Origin of the sequence: Agarivorans sp. B2Z047 (assembly GCF_023373605.1) — a bacterium.
Lineage (GTDB): Bacteria > Pseudomonadota > Gammaproteobacteria > Enterobacterales > Celerinatantimonadaceae > Agarivorans > Agarivorans albus.
In genome coordinates this window covers 2268650-2289890 of the sequence record NZ_CP088080.1, presented here as the reverse complement: position 1 = coordinate 2289890, position 21241 = coordinate 2268650, and the positions used below count along the sequence as shown (strand labels likewise).

The window sequence follows — 21241 nt, the reverse complement described above, 5'->3', positions numbered from 1 at the left end:
AAAAAAGGGAGCCGATGCTCCCCGTGTTAGAGTTTGATACGCCCGACAGAGCCGGGGCTCGATGCTCCGTACCAAGAGAGGCCTGTTAGCTCGATAACACCAGCACCATCTGTGTTAGTAAAAGAGCCTACAGGTAGACTTGGTGCTTGCGTTTCATCTATAGACATGAACACGGGATCACCATGTGCAATGGCTACTGGAGTATTGGCACCAATAATCATTCCCGAGCCGCGCTCCGCAATAGTAATAAGCTGCTTAGCGGGTCGGTAAGTGGTATTTGTTTCATCATCAATAATGAAGCTTTGAGTGCGAACAACCATACCAACAAAATCAGCATCCACACTGCCAGACTCAGCCGCTTTAACCGGATAAGGGCTTCGAATGTGAGCGTAGCTAGGGTCACTGATATCGTAAGGATCGCCTTTTACGACACCTTCAGCCGGTACTACTCGCGTCTCATTGACATAAGTACGGACATTTTCGTTTTGTGCTGAACCAAAGTCTGCAATTTGACCAGGATAAAGAGCACCAAAAGTGTCGTATACCTGATCCTGAATAAAATCTAAGCTCATGGTTACGCTCCGTGATTACGCTTGATTGTGTGGGGTTTGGGCTGTTCGTTGTTAATCTGTAATGCTGTCGCGCCAGGAACAATCGATGCGACACCAGCAGTTTCTTCATAACTACGATATAGCCCTTGAATGAATGCGGGATCTTTGCGTTGCTCATCAGTCAGCTCGGGCAAAGAGTTTACCGCGCGAAAATTAGTCACTACGGCTTCTTTCAGCTCATTACCACGAAGACCATCAATGACTTTTAAATCGCCTTTGATAGCGTTCATGATTTTTTCAGCGCCAGCTTTTTCATTAGCCATACTTTCAGCTTCTTGCTGTATACGCTCAGGAGATAAAGCCGCTTCAAGCTGCTCTTTAGCGGCCTGTAGTTGTCCTTCAAGCTCGCCTTTTTGAGATTGTAGCTCGCTCATCTGAGCATTAATTGTTTCAAGCTGCGTCATGGCTTCTTGCAGTTTTGCGGGATCGGCCATGTTGCTCATTTTTTCTTTATGTTCGTCTTCGGCATTTTCTAGTACCCCGACATCTTCATTCGCAATGCGAACACTCTTGCCGTTTGAGAGCCTTACTTTTGTAAATTCCACGGCAGTTTCTCCTTCTTCGTTTTGGATCCGAACAGTACTCCCGCCGCGGCCTTTACCGATGGGCAATAGAGCAATATGATTAAACTTAAAATTGGTTTGTCGACCGTGATAGTCACGACCTCCTAAGGTTCGACCAAGCCCCCAATCCACATCTGACTCATAGCTACTAGAAAGATCTTGCAGCTTAAGAGGGTCATCATCCGGCAGCACAACGCGCTTCACCGTGTCTAAATCTGTAATCATGATGTCGGCGACAAGTTGATCGCCAACCAATTCAGGTATCCCGGTAACATGACCTACACTGTTTGTTGCATCAATGGTTTGCCATTCATGCCCAACAGTAAGTAAGCACCCCTCCAACGTTTCGATAGCACCAGGCTTGGAAAACTCGTTTTTATCCGCGTAAAGATAAATCGTGCTTCCAGTAACAATGGCTGCGGGGTATTCGGAAACCTCATCGAGCAAATAAGGCATTACAGAGTCTTCAATGACTACAGCCTTACAACGCAAAAAACCGGTTGTATCGTCAATCATCCAAGACTGATTGGTGAATCTAAACTTAAAGTTTTTCATACGAATTGTGCTTTTATCTTCTCTAAGTCAATAACGGGCCTAGCTGTGCAGCGACATAAAATAGGCTGTCCAGGGTGGCCATCATGCGGTGGTTTACTCCAGCTAAATCGCTTTCCTTCTCTTTTCCAGTGATTGCCGTGCTTGTCGTTGCCTTTTGGATATTGACCAGCCGGATTGCCGACTACGCGAATATCTTTAGAGTTAGACCAATCGTATTCATCAATGCCGTTTGAGCGCTGGCGAACTTCGTTAAGCGATGAAGCAAGCTTTGATGTTTGGTCTCTTGCGATTAGCTTTGCTTGAGTTCTAGATTTAGCCCCCATTTCAGCAATAGATTCAATCAGCGGTTTTTCTAGTGTTCCAGCAAAGGAGCTCTCAACGACTTGAGATATATCTGACCAATACTTAGCGCCGACTGATTCAATAAGCTCAACATTACGAATAATGCGTAGGTCAAGCTCACCTCTCACCTCTGGTTCGTCAGTAATAGAAGCCCAGTCAACACCAAACGCACTGGCAATCATTCGCTCAGTGCGGCGACGATGCTCATCACTAAAGCCATCAACAAATTGAGGCGCTAAACGCTTGGCGAGTTCATCAAATTGATGTTTTGACGCATTAACGGCTTTTGCTAGGTATGCACTAACCGCTGCTTTGCTTGCTCCCTGTTGCATCTGTTGAACTAACTGCGTAGCGGTTCCGCGCTGCAATTTCAACTGTTCCAGCATGCCTTTTCGATAGGCAACTTCTGCTGAGCGTGAAGGCTTTACAGGCTTACCAACTCTTACTTTTTTGCGGGCCTTAGACGGGTCAAGCGGCAAGATTATCATTAGCCAGCAACCTATTCATTTCGTCCAAGATATCTTGGTCATCTTCAACCACTATGGGCTTAATAATATCCAGCTCTTCTGCTTGCTTCTTCGCTTCGTCATCTGAAATAACACCTGAGTTCGACAAGGTTGTCACTGCAGTCGCGTTATTCACTCTGATAGTTGACTTCTCAAGCTCGCTACTTGTCCATAAAGGCTCAAACTCAATCTCAGGCATTTCAACACCCGCACTTTTTGCAGCGATAATTGCGTATTTTTGCAACTGCGGTTGTAAGTCCTGCTCGCGGTCGTTTTCGATGCGACCGTAATAGTTTTCTAAATCACTATCACCGGTGGCATTTAGCCCACCTGGTGATTGACCGATAAATCTAGTTGCTGGGATATCGGCACTGGCAGCTAACACTTGAAGGAACAGCAAGAGCAACTCAGGCACACTACCGAAGCTGGTAGGCCTGTTTTCTATGTCGGTCTTGCCATCTATACCACTATCGAGTACAGCGGCGCGATACATGCTAATTTGCTTTACAATCTCCCGAAGTTCAGCGTTGCGCTCCTCAGAAGCCTCACTACCGTCACCGCCATCCAGCTCCATTTTGGCGATAATAACGCTGGCCATATTCACCAGGTGAAAAGCCGCTTGTCGTGTTCCGGTCGCTCTGGTCAAATCATCAAGTATCGGCTCAAGTACCGAGCGCCCGAAGCCAATCTGATACGAGCCCCCTTTAGGTGACAGATATTTATCGTGCTGATAGCTAAGTGGGTGACCATCAAAAATAAGCAAGCGTGATTCGTGTATTTCCACGCCGTTAATTCTATATGTCTCCGGCTTACCGAAACGCGGGTCCAGCGCGTTATCACTCACAGTAACTCTGGTCACTCGATGCCGAGGAATAACATTAAGAAACTTTAAATCACCTTCCGATACGGTCTCAGGATGTAGCGGCTCCTCTGGTTTATCTTCGTTAGCTGCCACCCCCATGTAAATCACGCATCCCCCAAGCAAGCGCTCAATGGTTAGCGCGCGTTTGATTTTATCAAGTGTATCAAGGCGCTGATCTAACTTATCAAGCTTTTTGATTTGGTCTTTTTCAATGTCGGTATACTTCCACCCACCTCTCAGCATGTCATCAACGGGGATAGTGACAATCTTGTTTGCCTGCCAATCAGTGTAGAAGAGGTTGCTTACAGTCTGGTCTAGCGCCTGCTGCGAACGCGGCGGATTAGGAAGGTAGTCGCTACCTTGGTCCATGCAACCATCAGCGCCACTTGGACTACTGTAACGCGCATTATTAAACCGCTTTTTATTCAATTTTTTTTGCTGTCTATTGCTGCGTTGTCTTTTTTTCTGGTCATTGCCCGCCGCCGTATCGACGCCAAATAGAATAAGCCATAGTCATGGCATCCACTTGGTCATCGTGTAAATGTGTGTCGTTGTCTGTGAAGCGTTCACATTCTTGAGTGAAACCATCCACCCATGGTGCATCATCCGGTAACCAGATATCACCATTCATAATGGGCCAAGTAGTCTCTTTAACTCGGGAAACTCTGTCTTTAGGAAAGCGAAATTGTTTAGGCTCCCAATCACGAGCACCTTTTACTCCACCCTCACCCTTTCGAAGCGTTTGTGTTAGCGATTTGCCACTTGCTTTAGCTTCAATATAAAGCCTTTTGGGTCTCCGCACGTTTGGGTTAGAAGTGTGCCTTTTCCAAAACTTACGACAGTTGATTACTAGATCAGGAAATTCCCACCAACCGCGTATTTGGTCCAACAAGTACATGCGGGTCTTACCCTCACAACCCCAGAACTGAATAACAGAAGGATCGTTACTGTCGTCTTTGGTGTAAGCAGTATCTGCTGTCATGAACAAGAAATTACACCGAGCAAATACTTCTTCATAGCTTAAGTAATACTGCCACCACTCAGACTTAATCATGCCACCACCGAGCGGCGATGGATCTTGCTGAATCTGGCCAGCAAAGTGCCACTTGTTTTTGCGCTTCATCGCGTGAAGCTCTTCAAGGGAGTGCTTGTCCGGGCAGAGCGCTTCCTCATGGTCGGTGTTCTCGTTGATAATACCAGTGAGCACTAAGCGCTCCCACTTGAACTCATCATCAGCAAACAACATGCCACAGAAATCCATTTCATGTATCCGCTGCATGATCACAATGACAGGCGTGTGGCGAGAGTTGCGCCGGGTCTTTATCGTTTCATCCCAGCGACGGTTAACCGCTTCTCGCTTTACATCGTAGTGAGCATCATCAGGCTTTAGCGGGTCATCGATAGAGATGTAGCCACTAAAAGTAAACTCACCGTCTTGGTATTCATCAGCACTACCTGCACCAAAGCCAGTAATACCACCACCCGCTTGGCGAGCTTTGAATGTGCCGCCGCCAGTGGTAGCCCAAGCTCCCTTACCATCCTTATGGGCCTTGGTCGCGCACTCAGGCCAAAGGTGAAGAAACTCTTCGCATTTAAGCACCTCTCGAATATCGTTCGAGTTATCCAGTGCGAGAGGCTCATCATAACTAAGGTGAATGTTTGCGCATGCAGGGTTATTAGCGTAACCCCATGCCGAGAATAGCTTGATAGCTAACTCGGTCTTGCCATACCTGGGCGGCATATTAATGATGAGGAACGTGAGCTCACCATTGAAAATAGCAATCAGCTTTTTGGCTATCTTCCTTAAATGCTTCCACCACTTGAGCTTCTTTTTCTTGCCGGACTTAACCCAAAAAAAGTAGGAGGCAAAAATATAAAAATCGGACTCAAGCAGTTGCCTTGCAATATTTGGTTTAGCCCACACCAGTTCATCGACAAGCTCAACATCAATCTTCATCTGACTTGATGGCGTTAGCTAGTGCCTGCAATCCTTTAGGGCTTAGTTCCTTAGTTGGCTTAGGGCTCATGCTTCCATCAGAGCTGGTGTGATCACGTTTTTGTGGTGCATTCCAGCCTTGTAGATCTGAAAGTATTTTGATTGAACCGTTACTGTCATACATTTCAATCTTTGGCCCAGTCTTGGTAAAAGTTAATGATTTGATGGCTGCAGCAATGGCTGGCTCTATTTCTTCAGTTTGTTTCATTGTCCAAACAGTTTGCATGACTGGATTGCCATTTTTATCTTCTCCAACCTGCTTAAGCTCGAATGCGCAAATATCGTGTATGGTAGCCCTTGCGGATTTAGTTAGCCTCTCCATAGCTTCTTGCTTACTCATGATGGCATCTGATGCAGCGGCATTCATCAAGAAATCATAAAAGGCCTTAACGCTAACCTGAGCTAACATGCGGCTTGCAGATGCAACTTGAGCTTTTTCTGTCTTTGCCTTCCCACCTGCTTCTACGTAAGCCTCTCTTTGATTCATATTTGAACTAACCAAAAGAATAACGAACTTACGCTGAAGAGGAGTGAGAGCAGAAGCTAACTCCAACAGCTCAGGAGTAAGTTTTATTTGCTTTTCTTTAGTCATCTAAACCAACTATGAATTTATATTCTGCCGTATACACTCATATAAGATAAAACCCCGAGAGTTCACCCACTAAACTTGAGCAATTACACAAAAACAACATAGGCTAGGAACCTCCCTATTTTCACGGTCAACCAACCAGCGAACAACATATAAGCAACCAACGCCAATAGGCGGAGCGGCTTGTTAGGTTTCGGGACTAAATCTTTGTGCTCGCTGGTCTTGTTCATGGTCACCCCAGGCATAAAAAAACAGCGCAGAGGCTGGGTTGAGTTCATCGTCTATCTAGGCAATAGGATGCCACCTCAAACTCCCCCTTAACCATACGGTCTCATGCAGGATGCGCTGCGATCACTTGTATAAAAAAAGCCTCGCAGTAGCGAGGCTTCCTCTAGCTTATTTTTTATTTAAGCGGCTTTTTCCAATGGCATATTTTGAGTATTCATAGTTTCCACGTTGCCTCATTCCTTGAAGTACCGCTTGAGTGTTAAAACTCATTCAGTATAGCCACAACGTTAATTTTCTGCTTTATCTAAAGCAGAAAATTAAACCGCCTCAAGGAGGCGGTTTAATTCACGTTACAAGAAAGTAGCCGATCGCCATGCCATCCAAACACAACTCTAACACTACCCAATTAGTATAATCTCTGGTCGACCAAAGGCAATAAAAGTAATGTATCGAATTAGTATCATCCTAAAAGTCCCCCCAAAATCTTAAACTTTCCATTATTAAAGTTAAGCAACCTGCTCATTAATAATGAATTTTGGCGGATTCTATCTGCATAGCCAGTACGACAGGGAATAAACAAAACATAATCACCAATGGTTTTAATCAAAATGTTTTAGCCGTAACCATATCCAAATCTTTATATAACCTTTTAGGCTCCCCAACCGCTATTGACAATAAAGATAATATAAAATAGAATTTTTAACTAATTACTCTTAAGATATCAACGATATTGATAGCGCTTCACTGATGTAAATAACACGCTCACTATTTAGTTCTGTTAAGAAGACAGTTTAGCTAGGCTCTCTAGTTTTTTTCAGTAAATAAGGAGGTTCAAGCTGTGTTTGGTATTGGGATTATTAAACAAGACGTAGAAATGTCACCAGAGATTAAAGGGCGCTTAACAGAAGATGGGAAGCCTATTATTGGGGCAACTATTGCTCACTCAATTGTTTATGAAGGCTTTAAAAAAAGGCAAGAACTACTACAGTATGACACAACCAATGGAGCAGGCCACTTTACCTTTCCTGAGGTGGCTATTAAATCTCACCACCCAAAAGGCCTACTAGGTCAGAATTCGCGTGTAAGTATGAGAGTCTACTTTGAGAGAAACAGTGATATTCATCAATTGTGGTACTCATCTAGCAGCAGAATGCCACTAGCAAAGCCGGTAGTCGCACAACTAAAGAATCTAGACTGTGATCTTAATAATTCCAAAATTCAATACGAGTTTGATACGAGTGTTTTTTCCGAAGAAAAGGCACTGGTTGTGATTTCTATCTGTAAGTTAACTAACGAATGGATTAGTCAATCTTTTGTTATAGAGGAATAACACTAAGGAGCTATTATGTCGATTATCTCCCCAGTATTGTCTCCGAGTTAGCGTTAGCGGTACGTAGAGCCCGAGAGAATCAAAAAAGGCGCTCCACCTGCTGGCTAAAATAGTTTTGCAACTAAAATGCCTGGTTAGGCAGACAAAATAGGCACAGCAATAGTGTCTATTGAGATTGGGAGCAACCACCTATCTTGAACTGTTGTTGACCAACAAACGGGTCATTCAAAGTAATCACACTTGCTAGAAGACGATACAAGCGCACCTTCTAGCTTGCAAGGTAGAACGACCTTGTAAGGTCGCAATATATAAACGTTAAGAGCTATTCAATTTTCAAGTCAAGGAGTTGAAATGTTTTATCACGTATTAATTGAGAAAAAAGAAAAACCCAGAAGGGGTAAAAATAGTAACAAGATTTTTAAATTAGACTTCGAAAGTAAAGATAAAGTAATCAATGAAATCATTATTCCTTACCTCAAGAAACACGAGTTTCAATTTAATGGCTATTTGCTTTCGGCAGACAAAATTACTCAAATTTTGGTTAGGGAAGGTGATAAACGTAGCGCTACACTTTCTAAAATGGCAAATGATAACTTATTGCCAGGAATTACAATGTATGTAAGTCCATCTGATGCCATTCAATACAACAAATATACTAAAGATATAACCAGAGAGATCTTTAAAGAGTCTTCAAAGAAGAGACCGGAAGAAGAAAATATCATTGATAAACAAAAAGTATTTATTATTCATGATCATGACAACCTTGAAAAACTTGAAGTGTCAAACTTCATAAAAAAATTAGGTTTTGAACCTATAATTTTACATGAGCAATCTAGTGGCGGAGCAACAATCATAGAAAAAATTGAAAACTATTCTAATGTTGGTTTTGGCATCGTTCTTTACACTCCATATGATGTGGGAGCAAAAAAAGAAGAATTAAAACTGTCTTCTCGAGCTCGACAAAATGTAGTATTTGAACATGGTTATCTGATAGGAAAACTAAAAAGAGACAATGTTTGTGCTTTAGTCAAAGGAGGCGTTGAACCCCCTAATGATATTAGTGGTGTCGTCTATGTTACGCACGATGTTAATGGAACTTGGAAATTAAACTTAGCTAAGGAACTGAGAAAAGCTGGCTATGAAGTCGACATGAACAAATCTATATAGAATATAGTGTAGACACTAAACAGAGCGACTCCATAACACATGCCGGTTTCGCTTCGCTCAACTATAGCACGTGTTACTCCGCGCCTTAATGAGGCGTGAGCTACTACTAGTATTGGAGATATTCTAATGAATACTATTAAAATCAAGGTAACCCAAAAAGTCTTGGATCAGACTGCCAAGTCTATGAACCAAGAACAAATAGCTTTGTCGAGCATTCCAAAAGAATTAGCTTATTGTTTCCAAGAATGTACAAGGTCGAATAAAAAAACGATTATTTTGGCTAACTCGATCACTCTAGTTTTAGGCGATACAAGTAGTATTTGGCGAGCGCATAACAATAAATCAAAAGACTTTGACAATCTTTATACCTATTTGTCTAGTTACCCAGATAAAGAATTTACTTTTACATGTGAAATGGGGAGCTAACAAACAAATCTTTCGGAACGTCTTACGCTTCGCAAATTTGGGCGTTAGGGGTTGTATAGGAGAATTGATGTCCCTCGAAGTATATGAATTGGTGTTTTTAGTTATAGGAACAGCAGCGGCCTGTATAGCTGCTGCCCCTGTAGTTAGTTCATGGATACCAATTCGACTATCGTCCAAAGAACGGCTAATACTGCAAATGTCGATAAGTAATGACGTGTTCAATGGAATTATTCAGCACAACCTAGAGCCAAAATCAACCGTTCAGGTGCCCTTCCAGCATGCTGAACAAGTAGAAGTTTCGCAAGAGCTTTTGGAGTTGCGAGATAAAGGATTAGTTCGGCCAATCAATACGAATGTAGGCCAGCCAGCTGGTACAATCTGGTATCAAATTACGGAGAAAGGCTACAAGTTGACAAAGACAAAATGCGCCTAGCGGCTCCGTAACTCATTTATGTTGCAATTAGCTATCGTGGTTAGCTCGGTTCTACCCCATTGTGTGTCTCAATGGATTTGTCATTCACCATACAATTCACAATTTGACAGACTTTTCATACTGGCTTCGAGATGGATATTCAACTGAAACGGATATCGAATATAATGCTATGTGGTAACAGCATTTTCTGATTTTTGAAAAGAGTATAGCCAGCGTTTTTAGAAAACGCTGGCTGAGTTAAAAAGGGAAATCAGTCAAGAAAATTTTGCTCTATTGTTTGGCAATTAGTTAGTATCAACTTGCTTTATGCAAGTTGATGTATTTTGACAAAGATTTCTATGTCAAAATCTACCATGTATAATTGTTGTAGTTAGTTATTGAGTAAAAAGAATCAAATGTCACCAAAAAAAATGGATCCACCTCGCGATATGCAATTGGGGATGCACTTCGAAACAATCAAGCATGGAACTGTCACTGTAATCGAGTATTACAATACGCATACAATAGTTGTAGCGTTCAATAATACAGGAAATATCAGAGCCACTACAGCTGCGAAACTTCGTAGAGGAGATGTTGTAGATAGGAATGTTCCCGCACAGTCTTCAATGGTTGGTAATAAAATCATGTCTGCGAGTCACGGTCAATTAACTATTGTTAAGGTTGAAGATAGTAATATTGTTGTGCTTGAAAGCGAAGATGGTGAAGAAGTTAGGATGCTTATGGCTAAAGTTAAAAAGTTTCAAGAAACGTATGCCAAACTGCATGAGGATATAGTGACCAATAAAGAAAACAAGCCAAAATCATTAGATTCTTTAACGAAAAGAAGTAAGAAGGCTAAAGATGTCAATAAAATTCTAAACAATATGATTAAAAACTATGGAGAGTAAGCAACGCATTTAATTGTTTACTTATTTCTTATCAAATAGTCATTATCCCATCTATAAACCCCACTAAATATAAAACTTTCTCTATCCTCAATGAGTGAGAGATCTAGTTCAAGGTTTGTTTTTTTCGCCAAAATACGTGATCCAACTCACAAGACAAAAGTTGACTTGTGAGTCGGACCTCAACTAATCCTTCTATTCTTCGTTATTATTCTCTCCATCAAAACACAGATATGAAATTTCTCATTAATTAATCCTAGCGAGTAAATAACAATGAAAAAAATTATGGTTGTATGTGGGAATGGTCTTGGTACTTCATTAATGATGGAAATGGCCGTGAAAGAAGTAGTTAACAAAATAGGTCTTTCAGCAGAAGTCGATCATGAAGATTTGTCATCTGCAGCTTCAAGCAAAGCAGATATTTGGGTAGCAGCAACAGATGTAGCAACTCAATTAGAAGACGCAGGGAAAAAGAATATAGTGAGTCTTGCTAACATCTTTGATAAAGCATCAATCGAAGAACAGTTAAAAAAATTTGTGTAAGGTAAAACACTATGCAAAACTTTTTTGAGTTTATGCTTGGCTTATTAAAAGAGCCAGCGATTATGGTTGGTTTAATTGCATTTATCGGTTTAGTCGCTCAAAAAGCCGACATTTCAACCATACTTAAAGGAACGATTAAAACCGTAATGGGTTTTCTTATTTTGGGTTTTGGTGCCGGTGCTTTAGTTGGAGCCCTAAATAATTTCTCAGTCGTATTTACTGAAGCTTTTGGCGTTAGTGGTGTCATTCCAAATAATGAAGCTATAGTTGCGCTAGCACAAGAAGCCTTTGGCTACGAGATGGCATTAATAATGTTCTTCTCTTTCATTGTTAATATTCTTCTTGCTAGGTTTACCCCGTTAAAATATATATTCTTAACGGGTCACCATACAATGTTTATGTCTATGCTAGTTGCTGTAATTCTATCTACAGCAGGTATCAAAGGAACGTTATTGGTAGCAATTGGTTCTATCCTTGTTGGTTCTTTAATGGTCATCATGCCCGCTCTTGCTCAAAAATATACAGAGAAGGTTATGGGAACAGATCAACTTGCAATGGGTCACTTCTCGACGTTCTCATACTTAATATCTGGCTTCATTGGTAGCAAGTTTGGTAATACATCTATATCGACTGAGCACCTTAATGTACCAAAGAGCTTGATGTTCTTACGTGATACTCCAGTTGCAGTAGCTGTCACTATGGCAATCTTCTTCCTGTTTGCTTCAATTTTTGCTGGTGGCGAATTTGTTGATACAGTATCCGGTGGTCAAAACTGGGTTGTATTCACCTTCATTCAATCCCTAACTTTTGCCGGCGGTGTGTATATTGTACTGCAGGGTGTAAAAATGTTGATTGCCGAGATTGTTCCTGCATTTAAAGGTATCTCTGACAAGCTAGTTCCTGGTGCTAAGCCCGCTCTAGACTGCCCAATGGTATTCCCAGTAGCACCAAACGCTGTATTAATTGGTTTCTTATCTTCATTCGCTGCAGGCCTAGTAGCTATGGGCATACAAGGCATGTTTGATTGGACAATCATTGTAGCTGGAGTTGTTCCTCACTTCTTTGTTGGTGGTGCGGCTGGCGTATACGGCAATGCAACAGGTGGTTTACGTGGAGCGATTCTAGGCTCATTTACACAAGGCCTATGCATCTCGTTCCTGCCTATGCTCCTTCTGCCTGTATTAGGTAGTATTGGTCTAGAAGCAACAACATTTGCAGACTTTGACTTTGGTGTTGTTGGTCTAATTCTTGGTTGGATTGTGTCATGAGTTTATTAAATCTAATTGGAGATAATATCGTTATCTCAAATGAAGAAAACCTGAGCGTAAACGCTGCCTTAGACATTTCTTGTTTGAAGCTTCTTGAGCAAGGGAAAGTGGAGGCTAGATACCTAGAAGCTATCAAGCAAAAGCATCAGGATATTGGCGCTTATTATGTACTAGCTCCCAAAATAGCGATGCCACACGCTCGACCGGAAGATGGTGTAAATGAAGCGTCCCTTCAAGTAACAGTTTTCAAAAATGGCGTTGATTTAGAATCAGAAGATAACGGAGATGTATATTTTTCTGTGACACTAGCTGCAATGGACTCAGACAGTCATATTCAAACGATTATGGCCTTGTCTGAGTTATTTCAACATGATGATGACATTGACGCAATTATTTCAGCTCAGACAAAAAAAGAAATCACTGAGATATTGAAAAAGTACTGATTATACAAATCAATCCCCTCGGCTCCTGTAACAAAGCCCTTAAATCAATACTAGGGCTTTTAATAACCAAAAATACGGTTAAGCAGTGAATACAAATTGATTCTACGCATTCTAGATACTACCGAATACGATTAGTACTTCCTAGTAATTGGAACTTTAGATTAATCGGCTAAGTGAAATGCGGATAATATAGTGAGCATAATTATGAAAAACAAACTTCAGCAACTTCGTACGATGACTACTGTTGTCGCCGATACAGGAGAGATTGATGCAATTCGTAAATACCAGCCTGAAGACGCGACGACCAATCCATCACTTATACTAAAAGCAGCCCAAATAGAGGAATACTCCCCCCTAATCAAGCAATCTGTTCAATACGCTAAGTCTCAAAGCAGTGATAAAAAACAACAAATTCAAGATGCTTGCGATATGTTAGCGGTAAATATTGGTAAAGAAATCCTTAAAACCATTCCCGGTCGCATTTCCACAGAAGTGAACGCTCGTCTTTCTTATGATACCGAGAGTAGCGTAGCTAAAGCACGCCAACTTATGCAAATGTATAACGATGCAGGCATCAGCAACGAACGCATCTTGATAAAGCTAGCTTCTACTTGGGAAGGTATTCGTGCAGCAGAAATTTTGGAAAAAGAAGGCATTAACTGCAACCTAACGCTTCTATTCTCTTTTGCTCAAGCAAGGGCCTGTGCTGAAGCTGATGTCTTCTTAATTTCTCCTTTTGTTGGTCGCATTATGGATTGGTACAAGGCAAAAGATGGTCGCAGCTTTGAAGCAGCAAAAGACCCAGGCGTAATCTCAGTTTCAGGAATCTATAACTACTACAAAGAACACGGTTACAAAACTGTAGTGATGGGCGCAAGCTTCCGCAATATTGGCGAGGTATTAGAGCTAGCCGGTTGTGACCGCTTAACTATTGCACCAACCCTACTTGCTGAACTAGAAGAGGCACAAGGTGAGGTTGTTAAAAATCTCTCCGCACCAAAAGCTAGTAAAAATCCCCCAGAAGCAATGACACATGCTGAGTTTCTTTGGGAGCACAACCAAGACCAAATGGCCGTGGAAAAATTAGCTGAAGGCATCCGTAACTTTGCCGCAGACCAAGACAAACTTGATGCAATGTTCGAAGCAAAACTTTAATCACAAATAAGGGGGCACTAATCTCCCATATCTCGTTTATCTAGAATCACTATTATTGGATACTCACCATAGATAAAATTTTCGTATCAAGAAATCAACTCGCTAACGCAATCCGTGCCCTTAGCATGGATGGTGTTAAGCAAACTAACTCTGGTCATTCAGGCGCACTTATGGGCATGGCTGACATCACTGATGTTTTTTGACGTGGTCATTTGGTCCATAACCCATGAATCCAGAGGAAGGCTGACCGCGACCGTTTTATTCTGTCAAATAGTCACGGATCAATGCTGATCTACTCTCTGCTTCATTTGACGGATTAAGAGTTATCTATTATTGACCTTAAGAACTTCCGTCAGCTGCACTCTAAGTGCTCTAGCCCCCCCCCCAGAATACGGTTACGCACCGGGTATCGAGACCACTACAGTTCCTCTAGGTCAAGACCTCCCGCACTACTTTAAAATTACCCATCACTTTATTTCCCTGTACTTATCGATGTTAAAATCACCATAGCACAATAGCCACAAAAGCGGTGACAACCAGTAATTGATAGAATTATTTTTTAACTGTAAGATGCTCGCATCATTTTTTTTGTGTTCATGAATAGATGCAAAACGTTAAAAAAATTTTACTGCGTATACTTCCAGGCTTCTTATTATCGGTTGCTTTGGTAGCCTGCGGAACGGAGACGAAAGTATTTAAAAAACAAACTGTTGAACTTTTCCCCCCTGTGAGCGGAAAGCTCACAGAAAATGGTAAACCCTTAGCCGGTGTTAAATTAAAACGAAGCTACGAGTTTATTGACATTACTGATGGTGAAATACACGACTACACCACAACAGACAGTGGCGGGCGCTTTAGCTTTCCAGAGCTAACCATGCAATCACGCCATGCGGATAACCCCTTTAGAACTAACGTTATTTGGCAAGGTATTCGTATTGATACACCAGAACAAACAGAAGATGACGAGATTTACCTTTGGGATGCCAATTCCCGTGGTGTAAAACACAATGCTTACTTTACTGAAATGCTCTCGGCTTTGAATTGTGATTTATCAACCGAAGAGGGAAGCATTTATGTCATTAATTCTAATTATCCGAGCGGGGTCGTCATTTATCCAATTGTAAGCATTTGTCGCTGGCCGATACGAGCTGAAATAGAAAAGAAAAAAGCCGCTGACGTTGAAGAATTTGGCGAGCTTCAAAATCTAAATAAATACGGTGATATAAACGGTTTAATTTAAGGAATCAACATGACTGCGCTTTCTCCACAGCTCGCCTCAGAGCTTGCTTTATTTGCTTACTCCATTCGTGAGGGGCGTCGCTTTAAACTCCCTCCGTATACACAAAAGTATTTTAAACTTCAAAACAACGCGAACAGTAAAACAGGCGGCTACCTTTTTAATAAACAAACGGGTTTTGCTGCTTTAGGCCATGGCGATGGCCCCTACAAAGGTGACGCCATTATCGCCATTAGAGGAACACAATTAACCTCAGGGCATGATTGGGCAACAAACGCCCAGGTGGGGTTAACTGGAAGCGATAACGGGCAAGCGGTACACTCGGGGTTCCAGCGCACGTTTTCTTTATTACGTCCACAGCTTAAGAAGTTTTTGGATGAATGGCGTAAAAACTCAAACAGGGGCGCAGTTCATTGCGTCGGTCATAGCTTGGGCGGTGCATTAGCAACACTTACGGCTGATTGGGTAGCAACGAGCTCTTACACTAGCAATGTGCAACTGTATACCTTTGGTGCGCCTCGGGTTGGCTTGCCTGGTTTTGCTAGCGCAAACACCAACAGAACAAATAAAAACTATCGTTGTACTCATGGGGCCGACGTTGTGCCTAAGGTGCCGCTTTGGCCTTTTGTTCAATCGCCCTATAAAGGCCTTGAATTTCGCTTAGACGGTGGGTATGGGATCTGTCTTAAAGCTCATGGCATGGATCCAGATACAGGCGCTGTACCAGGTTATCTGACAACCGCGAGAAAAGAAGATTGGGGGTCTTTGCAAAAAGCGGCGAGTGATTATCTTCATCCTCAACAAGCGCAACCAGGCTAGTTATAGCAACTATTGGGTGGACCGCTTAAGTGCGGCGCTCATTACTTTACTTAAAGATACAGGCCATTATGCCGCTATCGCGCTACAGGGGGCGATAAGTATAGGTGTTAGCTTGTATGATCTCATTGCTCAAGCTTTAGTTAAAATTGCTGATGCGGGTAAAACTGCGGCTTCACAAGTAAAAGGCTTGCTAGGACACATGCTGGTATTTGCAGGCGCTGCAAGTTCTGAAGTAAAAGATCTAACCTATAAGACAATTAGAGGTATTTTTAATAAAATGCTTAAACGCTTATATCGTAGTGTAAGTGAAGCAATAAAGCGCTCAAACGGCCTATAGTATTACTACCTGCTTTAGAGAGGGGGAACCCTTTCAAAGCACCTATCAAACGCAAATCACCCTGGCTTTTAATTACCGTTTCAATTTTGAATTTCACTCAAATAACCTCGCGTCTATCCATGCCTCAGCCGCTGCCAGAATCATACTGGTTTTGCTTTTGCTGCACTGAAGATTTTTTGCTATCTGTCGCTCAGTCATTAAGTGAATATATCGCATACAAAGCGCCGCCCTTTCCTCTTCATGACGAGAGCCAAGCTTTGCGATTGCACCGTCTATTTTTAGAAATCGCTCGTCAGTAATATCTACTGGTGAGGCGTAAACCTCTGAGTATCCGGTAATCATATATTTTCGTAGCGGGCTCTCTTTTGGGTAACCCACATGGTCTAATCCACTTCGAGCCATAGCGCCCCAAGCTAGCAGCTCTTGGCGGGTCTCATTAATAGTCTCAATCTGCATGCAAAAGCCTTTTCTCGAATATCTGGCGCTGAGTACGCTCTACAGATTCAAAATTCACAGTTGTTACTTGCTCATTCGGATAAAGGCGCATTCTCCGGTCTATTTCGTCATGGCAAGATGAGCAGGCAAAGACAGCAAATGTATCGTCGCATTTGATACCCCGCTCCCGGTTTTTCCCCACATGCGCTAGTACGGTTGTTTCAGGGTTACCGTTGCATGCGCCAGGTATGCGAACTTGGCATTCTTCACCCTTGGCGCTTTCGGTGATGTAACTACTGCGTATCACTTCTATTACTCCTTAGAATCGAATGAGCTGTTCGACCACATAGTCTAGGTCTTCCCGCGTATAGCTCGCTAAAACCTTCTGTAGCATTACGCTGCAACAGGCTCCGTACAGCTGCAGAAACTCTTCCTCGCTCATACTCTTCGCTTCAGTTCTTACTTTTCCATTGATATTGGCAACCATCTATTAATAGCCTGCAGCATTAATGATGTCCTTGCGGAGTCGATTGAAACTCTTTTGTACTGGCAGGCCTTTATACCGCCCTTCAAACAGCTCAAACACATCAAAGCCAATATTCAACATTGCAAAAAACTTTTTGTGAAATGCATAATTTCTTTTTAGAGTTAGCGATGCCGCAACTACCTTGCCTAAGCCAATGTGATTTAGCTTATCGCGGTCTTCTTCACTGGCCGGATATAACACACCTGGTTGCTTGATTAAGTTAACTTCCACGCTTATTTTGCACTCTTTTTTCTTGCTGAATTCGCTTCATTCTCTGCATAAATTTCTTAGCCTCATCTGATTCGATTTGATCGCCGTATTTACTAAAATCTTCCTCACAGCTTGAGTCAAGCAGAGGCCTTGGCTCAGCCAATTCAGAGCGCATACTCTTGTGAATATTGAGGTGAAGTACACTGCGAAACAGCCTCATAGCTTGATTTTCTGGTAACAGAGAACGGCACCGATATCCAACCTCCCGGCGCGTTACTTTTTCAGCCAAACTGGCCGCTGTTTCATTGCGAATAAGCCGGCGGAACGCTTCAACAAAAAACGCTTCATCGATGCCCTGGCACCAATCACAAAAAACGCTAGCTTTTGGCAAATAGGCATTGGTATCCATACGGGCTCTAGATAAGCCTTCTGCTAGCTGGAGTTCAGTTGTCACGCTATGCTCAAACAACGTTTGCGACCATTGCAGTTTCGCATAAGCCAAAGTCGCATCAGTGCGCATGACCAAATGCCAAGTGCTGTGGTAAATCCCTGCCAATTCTTTGAATAAATCATTCACAATTGCGATGGCTTGCGGTGGTAGTTCTATCTGCGGTTTTCTCCAATCCCCTCGACGTTGAATATCACGCAGCACTTTTGGATTATCTGTTACTAAACTTGATATTTTTTTCATCGCACGAAGGACTCCGCCCAGGTTGTGTCATCCATATTCAAACCACCTGATTCGCCATTCAGGCCTAAGGACTTGATGTGCCATTCAGCTTCGTATCCAGTCCAGCCCCGGTTTATTTGATACTCAACAGCTTGATAAGTCGATATGCCTAGCGCATTGGCTTTTTTAAACTCTTTTGAGTGCATGTTGATCACCCGCTGCGTTACCGCAGCACGTTTTTGCTTGCGATGTTTTTTCCAATCGACAATGAGATCGTTAGGAACTTCCCAATCTGAAAAATCTAAAGAATTCTTGGGGGCGTAATTATCTTGTTCATTGACTGGTTCAAAAGAGTGACAGGTTATGGGTGACACAGGATCACTAAGGGGAGGTGATCCTGTGTCACCAGGTGGTGCAATAAGATCACTAGGTGGTGACTTTCTGTCACTAGGTCCATCAAGGGTTAAATGAAACACATTTGAGCGATTTCCTTTTGGCCCTTTACGCCTTTCGATCCTCAAAAAACCGTCTTCCTCCAGTTTTTTCACATGGCGAATGACTGTTCTTCGTTCAATTTCACATTGATCAGAAATGTGTTGATAACTTGGGAAGCACTCTCCTTTATCGTTTGCGTTATCAGCCAGTTTTATAAGCACAAACTTACGTAATGGGCTGCCAACTTTAATTCCAAGCGCCTTAGCAGTAAGAATCATACTCATGTTGCGACTCCAAATAATTTAGTAAATAAATCCCGACACTGCGCCCCATTAACGTATCTGCAGCGTAACGGCGTATTGTTAGTTTACTGAGCAAGGCGTACATTAAGTTTGTTCCGGTATCGACCGGACTATCTCTTGCGTTTACAGTGACCCTGCCCCCCCCTTCATTCTTCGGGGGGGGGCTTTTTTCTCCCCTTTGTTCCTAGGGGGCCCCTTAAGTACCACGCTCCGGGGGCTGCCCCCGCACCTTGCGGGGATTTCCTTGCTCTAAACAACCACTGAGAAAGCCGATTTTCACGCCCAACCAACTCGCTATAACGAAGCAATACAGTCGCATTAAGTAGCTCTACTTTTTCTCTTCGTTTATGCTCTGTTTTGTTGTTTTTGTAGTTAGCGATAAAAAAGCCAATACCCAAATCACAAACATGTGCGCCTAGAGTGGAGCAGATTAAGGCATCAACGGTAGTCATAGACTAGCCTCCGACATAGCAACCCAGATGAAAAAATCAATCACTGGACCGTTTACGCAAGCCTGGTCTAATCGGTACATAATTTAACTAGCCTCACTCATTAACTAGCTTGATGCTTGCCGAAGGTTTAAACTGCCACCGTTCTGTTAGGCGCTTCCCTTCTGCGCGTTGCATAGCGGCCAACTGGCCAGATAACTTGTTAACGCGCATAGATTTCTTGCAAAGGTCAATAGAGTCGGATGTCGTATAAATAAGAATAAATGTACGTCCAAGGCCAGCCAGCAAACCAATTATTAAGGTAAAGTCGTTTGTTACTCGAGTAACATCTAATAGCTCGTCTACGGTTAAATGATGTAAGTCAATATCGCGGTTTAACTTATTACGTAAAACGATTGGCCATTTGGGCATACTTTTAGCTCGTTCATTTCGTAACTTCGCCGCATGTATAAAAAAGGCGCCTAAACGTTCCCAAGCAACCCCAAGGCCAGTAACCGTGTGAGTTGTTGTCATTAGGAGGAAACCTTTTGATTATCAATTAACGCCAAGGGATACACATCCGGTCTTAACTAATGCCTTGAGACATATCCATTTGTTGCTAGCTCTATCGGAATACAATGAGTATCTTTAACTTTTAACTGTTTATTCAAATAACGAGTGATGGCTTGCTGTCGAATAACTACATCACCAGGAGCGTATTTAGTAGCTATTTCAGCAAGTTTTTTTTGCGTCCCCACGATCTTAATAGCGCGCTTAATCGGTTCAAAAAAGATATTTGATTTCATGCTCCCCCCTCCGGATAACTCATTATTGTGTTTTTCAGTGTGAATTTCAAGAACACCTAAATGAGTTTGATGAAAATCAACAACAGCGATACTCTTTTATGAGTAAAAATAACAAGCGGAAATAGTATGAGCGCAATCGGTGAAAGACTAAAATCATTGAGAATAAACAGAAAGTTATCTCAAAAAGAATTGGGTGACTTAACAGGTACCTCACAACAAACAATTCAAAGAATCGAAGCCGGCATAATTTTAAAACCAAGAGATACAGTGAGAATTGCCAAGGCTTTGGGGGTTAGCCCTTACTTCCTAGAGCTTGGGCACGAAGAAGCCAAGACAGAAATAGAACAACTAATTGAGCCTCTTAAATTATCGGAACAAACAAAAAGCATAATAACTAAACTTGCAAAGTTAGATAACACTAAAAAGATAGCCGAGTTAGCCGCCATTTCCGCCTTCATAAACAAGATTGCCTGACCCTTCCAGATAAATAGCACTAAAACCTTCACTACCTACAACCTCCCAATAATCCCACCCATCGTCCTTATCAACAACCGGCATACGCAGAAGCACGAGCCAATCCCCCCCCTCATCCAACAAATAAAATATCTACCTACAGAAGAGAAAACCAAATAAGACTTAATGATTAACTTAGTCTTCATCCACGAAACATTACGATTAGAACAGCACTACAAAATCACCCACACACACTCATAACAAAAACAAATACACATAAATGAGTTGACAGACTCATAATTTGAAAGGATATTAATACACATTAAGGAGTTAACACATTAACGAGTTGTTATGACAGCACAAACAATTAATACGTTTATATTTTTTTGGGCGAAATTCAAAAGCAGCTTTAACGAGCTGGCAAAGAGCGTTCCTAAAAGCCTGAAGTAAGGTGTTTAAATCGCAACCGCAATCTGAACGCATCGTGCAAGAATCTATTCTCTTCACAATCAGTCAAAACAACAATAGCGGAAGAAAATACTGTTTAGCTATAGAGAGTTCGCTTGTGAAGCCATGGGGACAGCCCAAACTCAACGCCTTATACACCAAAACAAAAATGATTAGACATTAATCAGCACGCGTTAGAAGCAAAGAGGCTGTGGTAGCGAGCATAGCAAATCAA

General features: G+C 42.2%; 27 protein-coding genes and 1 pseudogene. 14 read left to right on the top strand and 14 right to left on the bottom strand.

What is annotated here, in order from left to right:
- Positions 1-26: 26 nt before the first annotated feature.
- The 6 genes from LQZ07_RS10575 to LQZ07_RS10550 are packed head-to-tail and all read right to left on the bottom strand — an operon-like array spanning position 27 to position 6027.
- Positions 27-572: a hypothetical protein gene (locus LQZ07_RS10575; protein ID WP_152786414.1), complete on the bottom strand. Its 546-nt coding sequence runs from the start codon at positions 570-572 to the stop codon at positions 27-29.
- 2 nt (positions 573-574) lie between these two features.
- A complete protein-coding gene (locus LQZ07_RS10570) occupies positions 575-1729 on the bottom strand; it encodes a DUF2213 domain-containing protein (RefSeq protein ID WP_152786412.1) in 1155 nt (384 codons plus the stop codon).
- Positions 1726-2559 (bottom strand): phage minor head protein, encoded by an 834-nt coding sequence (locus tag LQZ07_RS10565; RefSeq protein WP_152786410.1) that lies wholly within the window; start codon positions 2557-2559, stop codon positions 1726-1728. The genes LQZ07_RS10570 and LQZ07_RS10565 overlap by 4 nt, the downstream gene beginning before the upstream one ends.
- Positions 2540-3868, bottom strand: a complete 1329-nt coding sequence (locus LQZ07_RS10560; RefSeq protein ID WP_249483632.1) for a DUF1073 domain-containing protein — start codon at positions 3866-3868, stop codon at positions 2540-2542. The genes LQZ07_RS10565 and LQZ07_RS10560 overlap by 20 nt, the downstream gene beginning before the upstream one ends.
- Positions 3869-3908: 40 nt before the next feature.
- Complete coding sequence (gene terL, locus LQZ07_RS10555) at positions 3909-5396, bottom strand: phage terminase large subunit (RefSeq protein ID WP_152786406.1); 1488 nt, start codon at positions 5394-5396, stop codon at positions 3909-3911.
- Positions 5386-6027, bottom strand: a complete 642-nt coding sequence (locus tag LQZ07_RS10550) for a terminase small subunit (RefSeq protein ID WP_152786328.1) — start codon at positions 6025-6027, stop codon at positions 5386-5388. The genes terL and LQZ07_RS10550 overlap by 11 nt, the downstream gene beginning before the upstream one ends.
- Before the next feature lie 1063 nt (positions 6028-7090).
- Between LQZ07_RS10550 and LQZ07_RS10545 the strand changes: the two genes are divergently transcribed.
- From LQZ07_RS10545 to LQZ07_RS10485, 13 genes and pseudogenes are all read left to right on the top strand, one after another.
- A complete protein-coding gene (locus LQZ07_RS10545; RefSeq protein ID WP_152786330.1) occupies positions 7091-7582 on the top strand; it encodes a DUF6795 domain-containing protein in 492 nt (163 codons plus the stop codon).
- Between the two features lie 351 nt (positions 7583-7933).
- Positions 7934-8749: a TIR domain-containing protein gene (locus tag LQZ07_RS10540; RefSeq protein ID WP_152786332.1), complete on the top strand. Its 816-nt coding sequence runs from the start codon at positions 7934-7936 to the stop codon at positions 8747-8749.
- Between the two features lie 126 nt (positions 8750-8875).
- Entirely contained in the window at positions 8876-9175 is a 300-nt protein-coding gene (locus LQZ07_RS10535) for a hypothetical protein (protein ID WP_152786334.1), read from the top strand.
- A gap of 67 nt (positions 9176-9242) precedes the next feature.
- Positions 9243-9608, top strand: coding sequence for a hypothetical protein (locus LQZ07_RS10530; RefSeq protein ID WP_152786336.1), 366 nt, complete (start codon positions 9243-9245; stop codon positions 9606-9608).
- Positions 9609-10003: 395 nt separating this feature from the next.
- On the top strand, positions 10004-10495 hold the full coding sequence (locus tag LQZ07_RS10525; RefSeq protein WP_152786338.1) for a hypothetical protein: 492 nt from the start codon (positions 10004-10006) through the stop codon (positions 10493-10495).
- A 270-nt stretch (positions 10496-10765) separates the two neighbouring features.
- Positions 10766-11035, top strand: coding sequence for a PTS sugar transporter subunit IIB (locus tag LQZ07_RS10520; RefSeq protein ID WP_152786340.1), 270 nt, complete (start codon positions 10766-10768; stop codon positions 11033-11035).
- Positions 11036-11046: 11 nt separating this feature from the next.
- Positions 11047-12303: a PTS ascorbate transporter subunit IIC gene (locus LQZ07_RS10515; protein WP_152786342.1), complete on the top strand. Its 1257-nt coding sequence runs from the start codon at positions 11047-11049 to the stop codon at positions 12301-12303.
- Positions 12300-12746, top strand: a complete 447-nt coding sequence (locus LQZ07_RS10510; RefSeq protein WP_194164255.1) for a PTS sugar transporter subunit IIA — start codon at positions 12300-12302, stop codon at positions 12744-12746. The genes LQZ07_RS10515 and LQZ07_RS10510 overlap by 4 nt, the downstream gene beginning before the upstream one ends.
- Before the next feature lie 204 nt (positions 12747-12950).
- Entirely contained in the window at positions 12951-13901 is a 951-nt protein-coding gene (tal, locus tag LQZ07_RS10505) for a transaldolase (RefSeq protein ID WP_152786346.1), read from the top strand.
- A 125-nt stretch (positions 13902-14026) separates the two neighbouring features.
- Positions 14027-14345: pseudogene (locus tag LQZ07_RS10500) on the top strand (transketolase); the annotation flags it as partial.
- Between the two features lie 160 nt (positions 14346-14505).
- The gene (locus LQZ07_RS10495; protein ID WP_227981725.1) at positions 14506-15141 is read left to right on the top strand and encodes a carboxypeptidase-like regulatory domain-containing protein; all 636 of its coding nucleotides are present in this window, start codon (positions 14506-14508) and stop codon (positions 15139-15141) included.
- Positions 15142-15150: 9 nt separating this feature from the next.
- Complete coding sequence (locus LQZ07_RS10490; RefSeq protein WP_227981727.1) at positions 15151-15957, top strand: lipase family protein; 807 nt, start codon at positions 15151-15153, stop codon at positions 15955-15957.
- A 16-nt stretch (positions 15958-15973) separates the two neighbouring features.
- A complete protein-coding gene (locus LQZ07_RS10485) occupies positions 15974-16294 on the top strand; it encodes a hypothetical protein (RefSeq protein ID WP_227981729.1) in 321 nt (106 codons plus the stop codon).
- A 93-nt stretch (positions 16295-16387) separates the two neighbouring features.
- Here LQZ07_RS10485 and LQZ07_RS10480 read toward each other — a convergent pair whose 3' ends face one another.
- The 8 genes from LQZ07_RS10480 to LQZ07_RS10445 form a co-directional block, all read right to left on the bottom strand.
- Complete coding sequence (locus LQZ07_RS10480) at positions 16388-16750, bottom strand: antiterminator Q family protein (RefSeq protein ID WP_152786348.1); 363 nt, start codon at positions 16748-16750, stop codon at positions 16388-16390.
- Positions 16740-17036, bottom strand: a complete 297-nt coding sequence (locus LQZ07_RS10475) for a nuclease domain-containing protein (protein ID WP_249483630.1) — start codon at positions 17034-17036, stop codon at positions 16740-16742. Before LQZ07_RS10475 ends, LQZ07_RS10480 begins: the two co-directional genes overlap by 11 nt.
- Before the next feature lie 183 nt (positions 17037-17219).
- Positions 17220-17486, bottom strand: coding sequence for a DUF1367 family protein (locus LQZ07_RS10470; protein WP_152786350.1), 267 nt, complete (start codon positions 17484-17486; stop codon positions 17220-17222).
- The gene (locus LQZ07_RS10465) at positions 17476-18156 is read right to left on the bottom strand and encodes a replication protein P (protein WP_152786352.1); all 681 of its coding nucleotides are present in this window, start codon (positions 18154-18156) and stop codon (positions 17476-17478) included. The genes LQZ07_RS10470 and LQZ07_RS10465 overlap by 11 nt, the downstream gene beginning before the upstream one ends.
- Positions 18153-18854 (bottom strand): helix-turn-helix domain-containing protein, encoded by a 702-nt coding sequence (locus LQZ07_RS10460; RefSeq protein WP_152786354.1) that lies wholly within the window; start codon positions 18852-18854, stop codon positions 18153-18155. Before LQZ07_RS10460 ends, LQZ07_RS10465 begins: the two co-directional genes overlap by 4 nt.
- Positions 18855-19018: 164 nt before the next feature.
- Entirely contained in the window at positions 19019-19324 is a 306-nt protein-coding gene (locus tag LQZ07_RS10455; protein WP_152786356.1) for a hypothetical protein, read from the bottom strand.
- Between the two features lie 93 nt (positions 19325-19417).
- Positions 19418-19834 carry a phage regulatory CII family protein gene (locus tag LQZ07_RS10450; RefSeq protein WP_152786358.1) on the bottom strand — a complete coding sequence of 139 codons (417 nt, stop codon included), beginning with the start codon at positions 19832-19834 and terminating at the stop codon, positions 19418-19420.
- A gap of 56 nt (positions 19835-19890) precedes the next feature.
- Positions 19891-20106: a YdaS family helix-turn-helix protein gene (locus LQZ07_RS10445; RefSeq protein WP_152786360.1), complete on the bottom strand. Its 216-nt coding sequence runs from the start codon at positions 20104-20106 to the stop codon at positions 19891-19893.
- Between the two features lie 126 nt (positions 20107-20232).
- Here LQZ07_RS10445 and LQZ07_RS10440 point away from each other — a divergent pair, with 126 nt between their 5' ends.
- The gene (locus LQZ07_RS10440; RefSeq protein WP_152786362.1) at positions 20233-20580 is read left to right on the top strand and encodes a helix-turn-helix domain-containing protein; all 348 of its coding nucleotides are present in this window, start codon (positions 20233-20235) and stop codon (positions 20578-20580) included.
- Positions 20581-21241 lie beyond the last annotated feature (661 nt).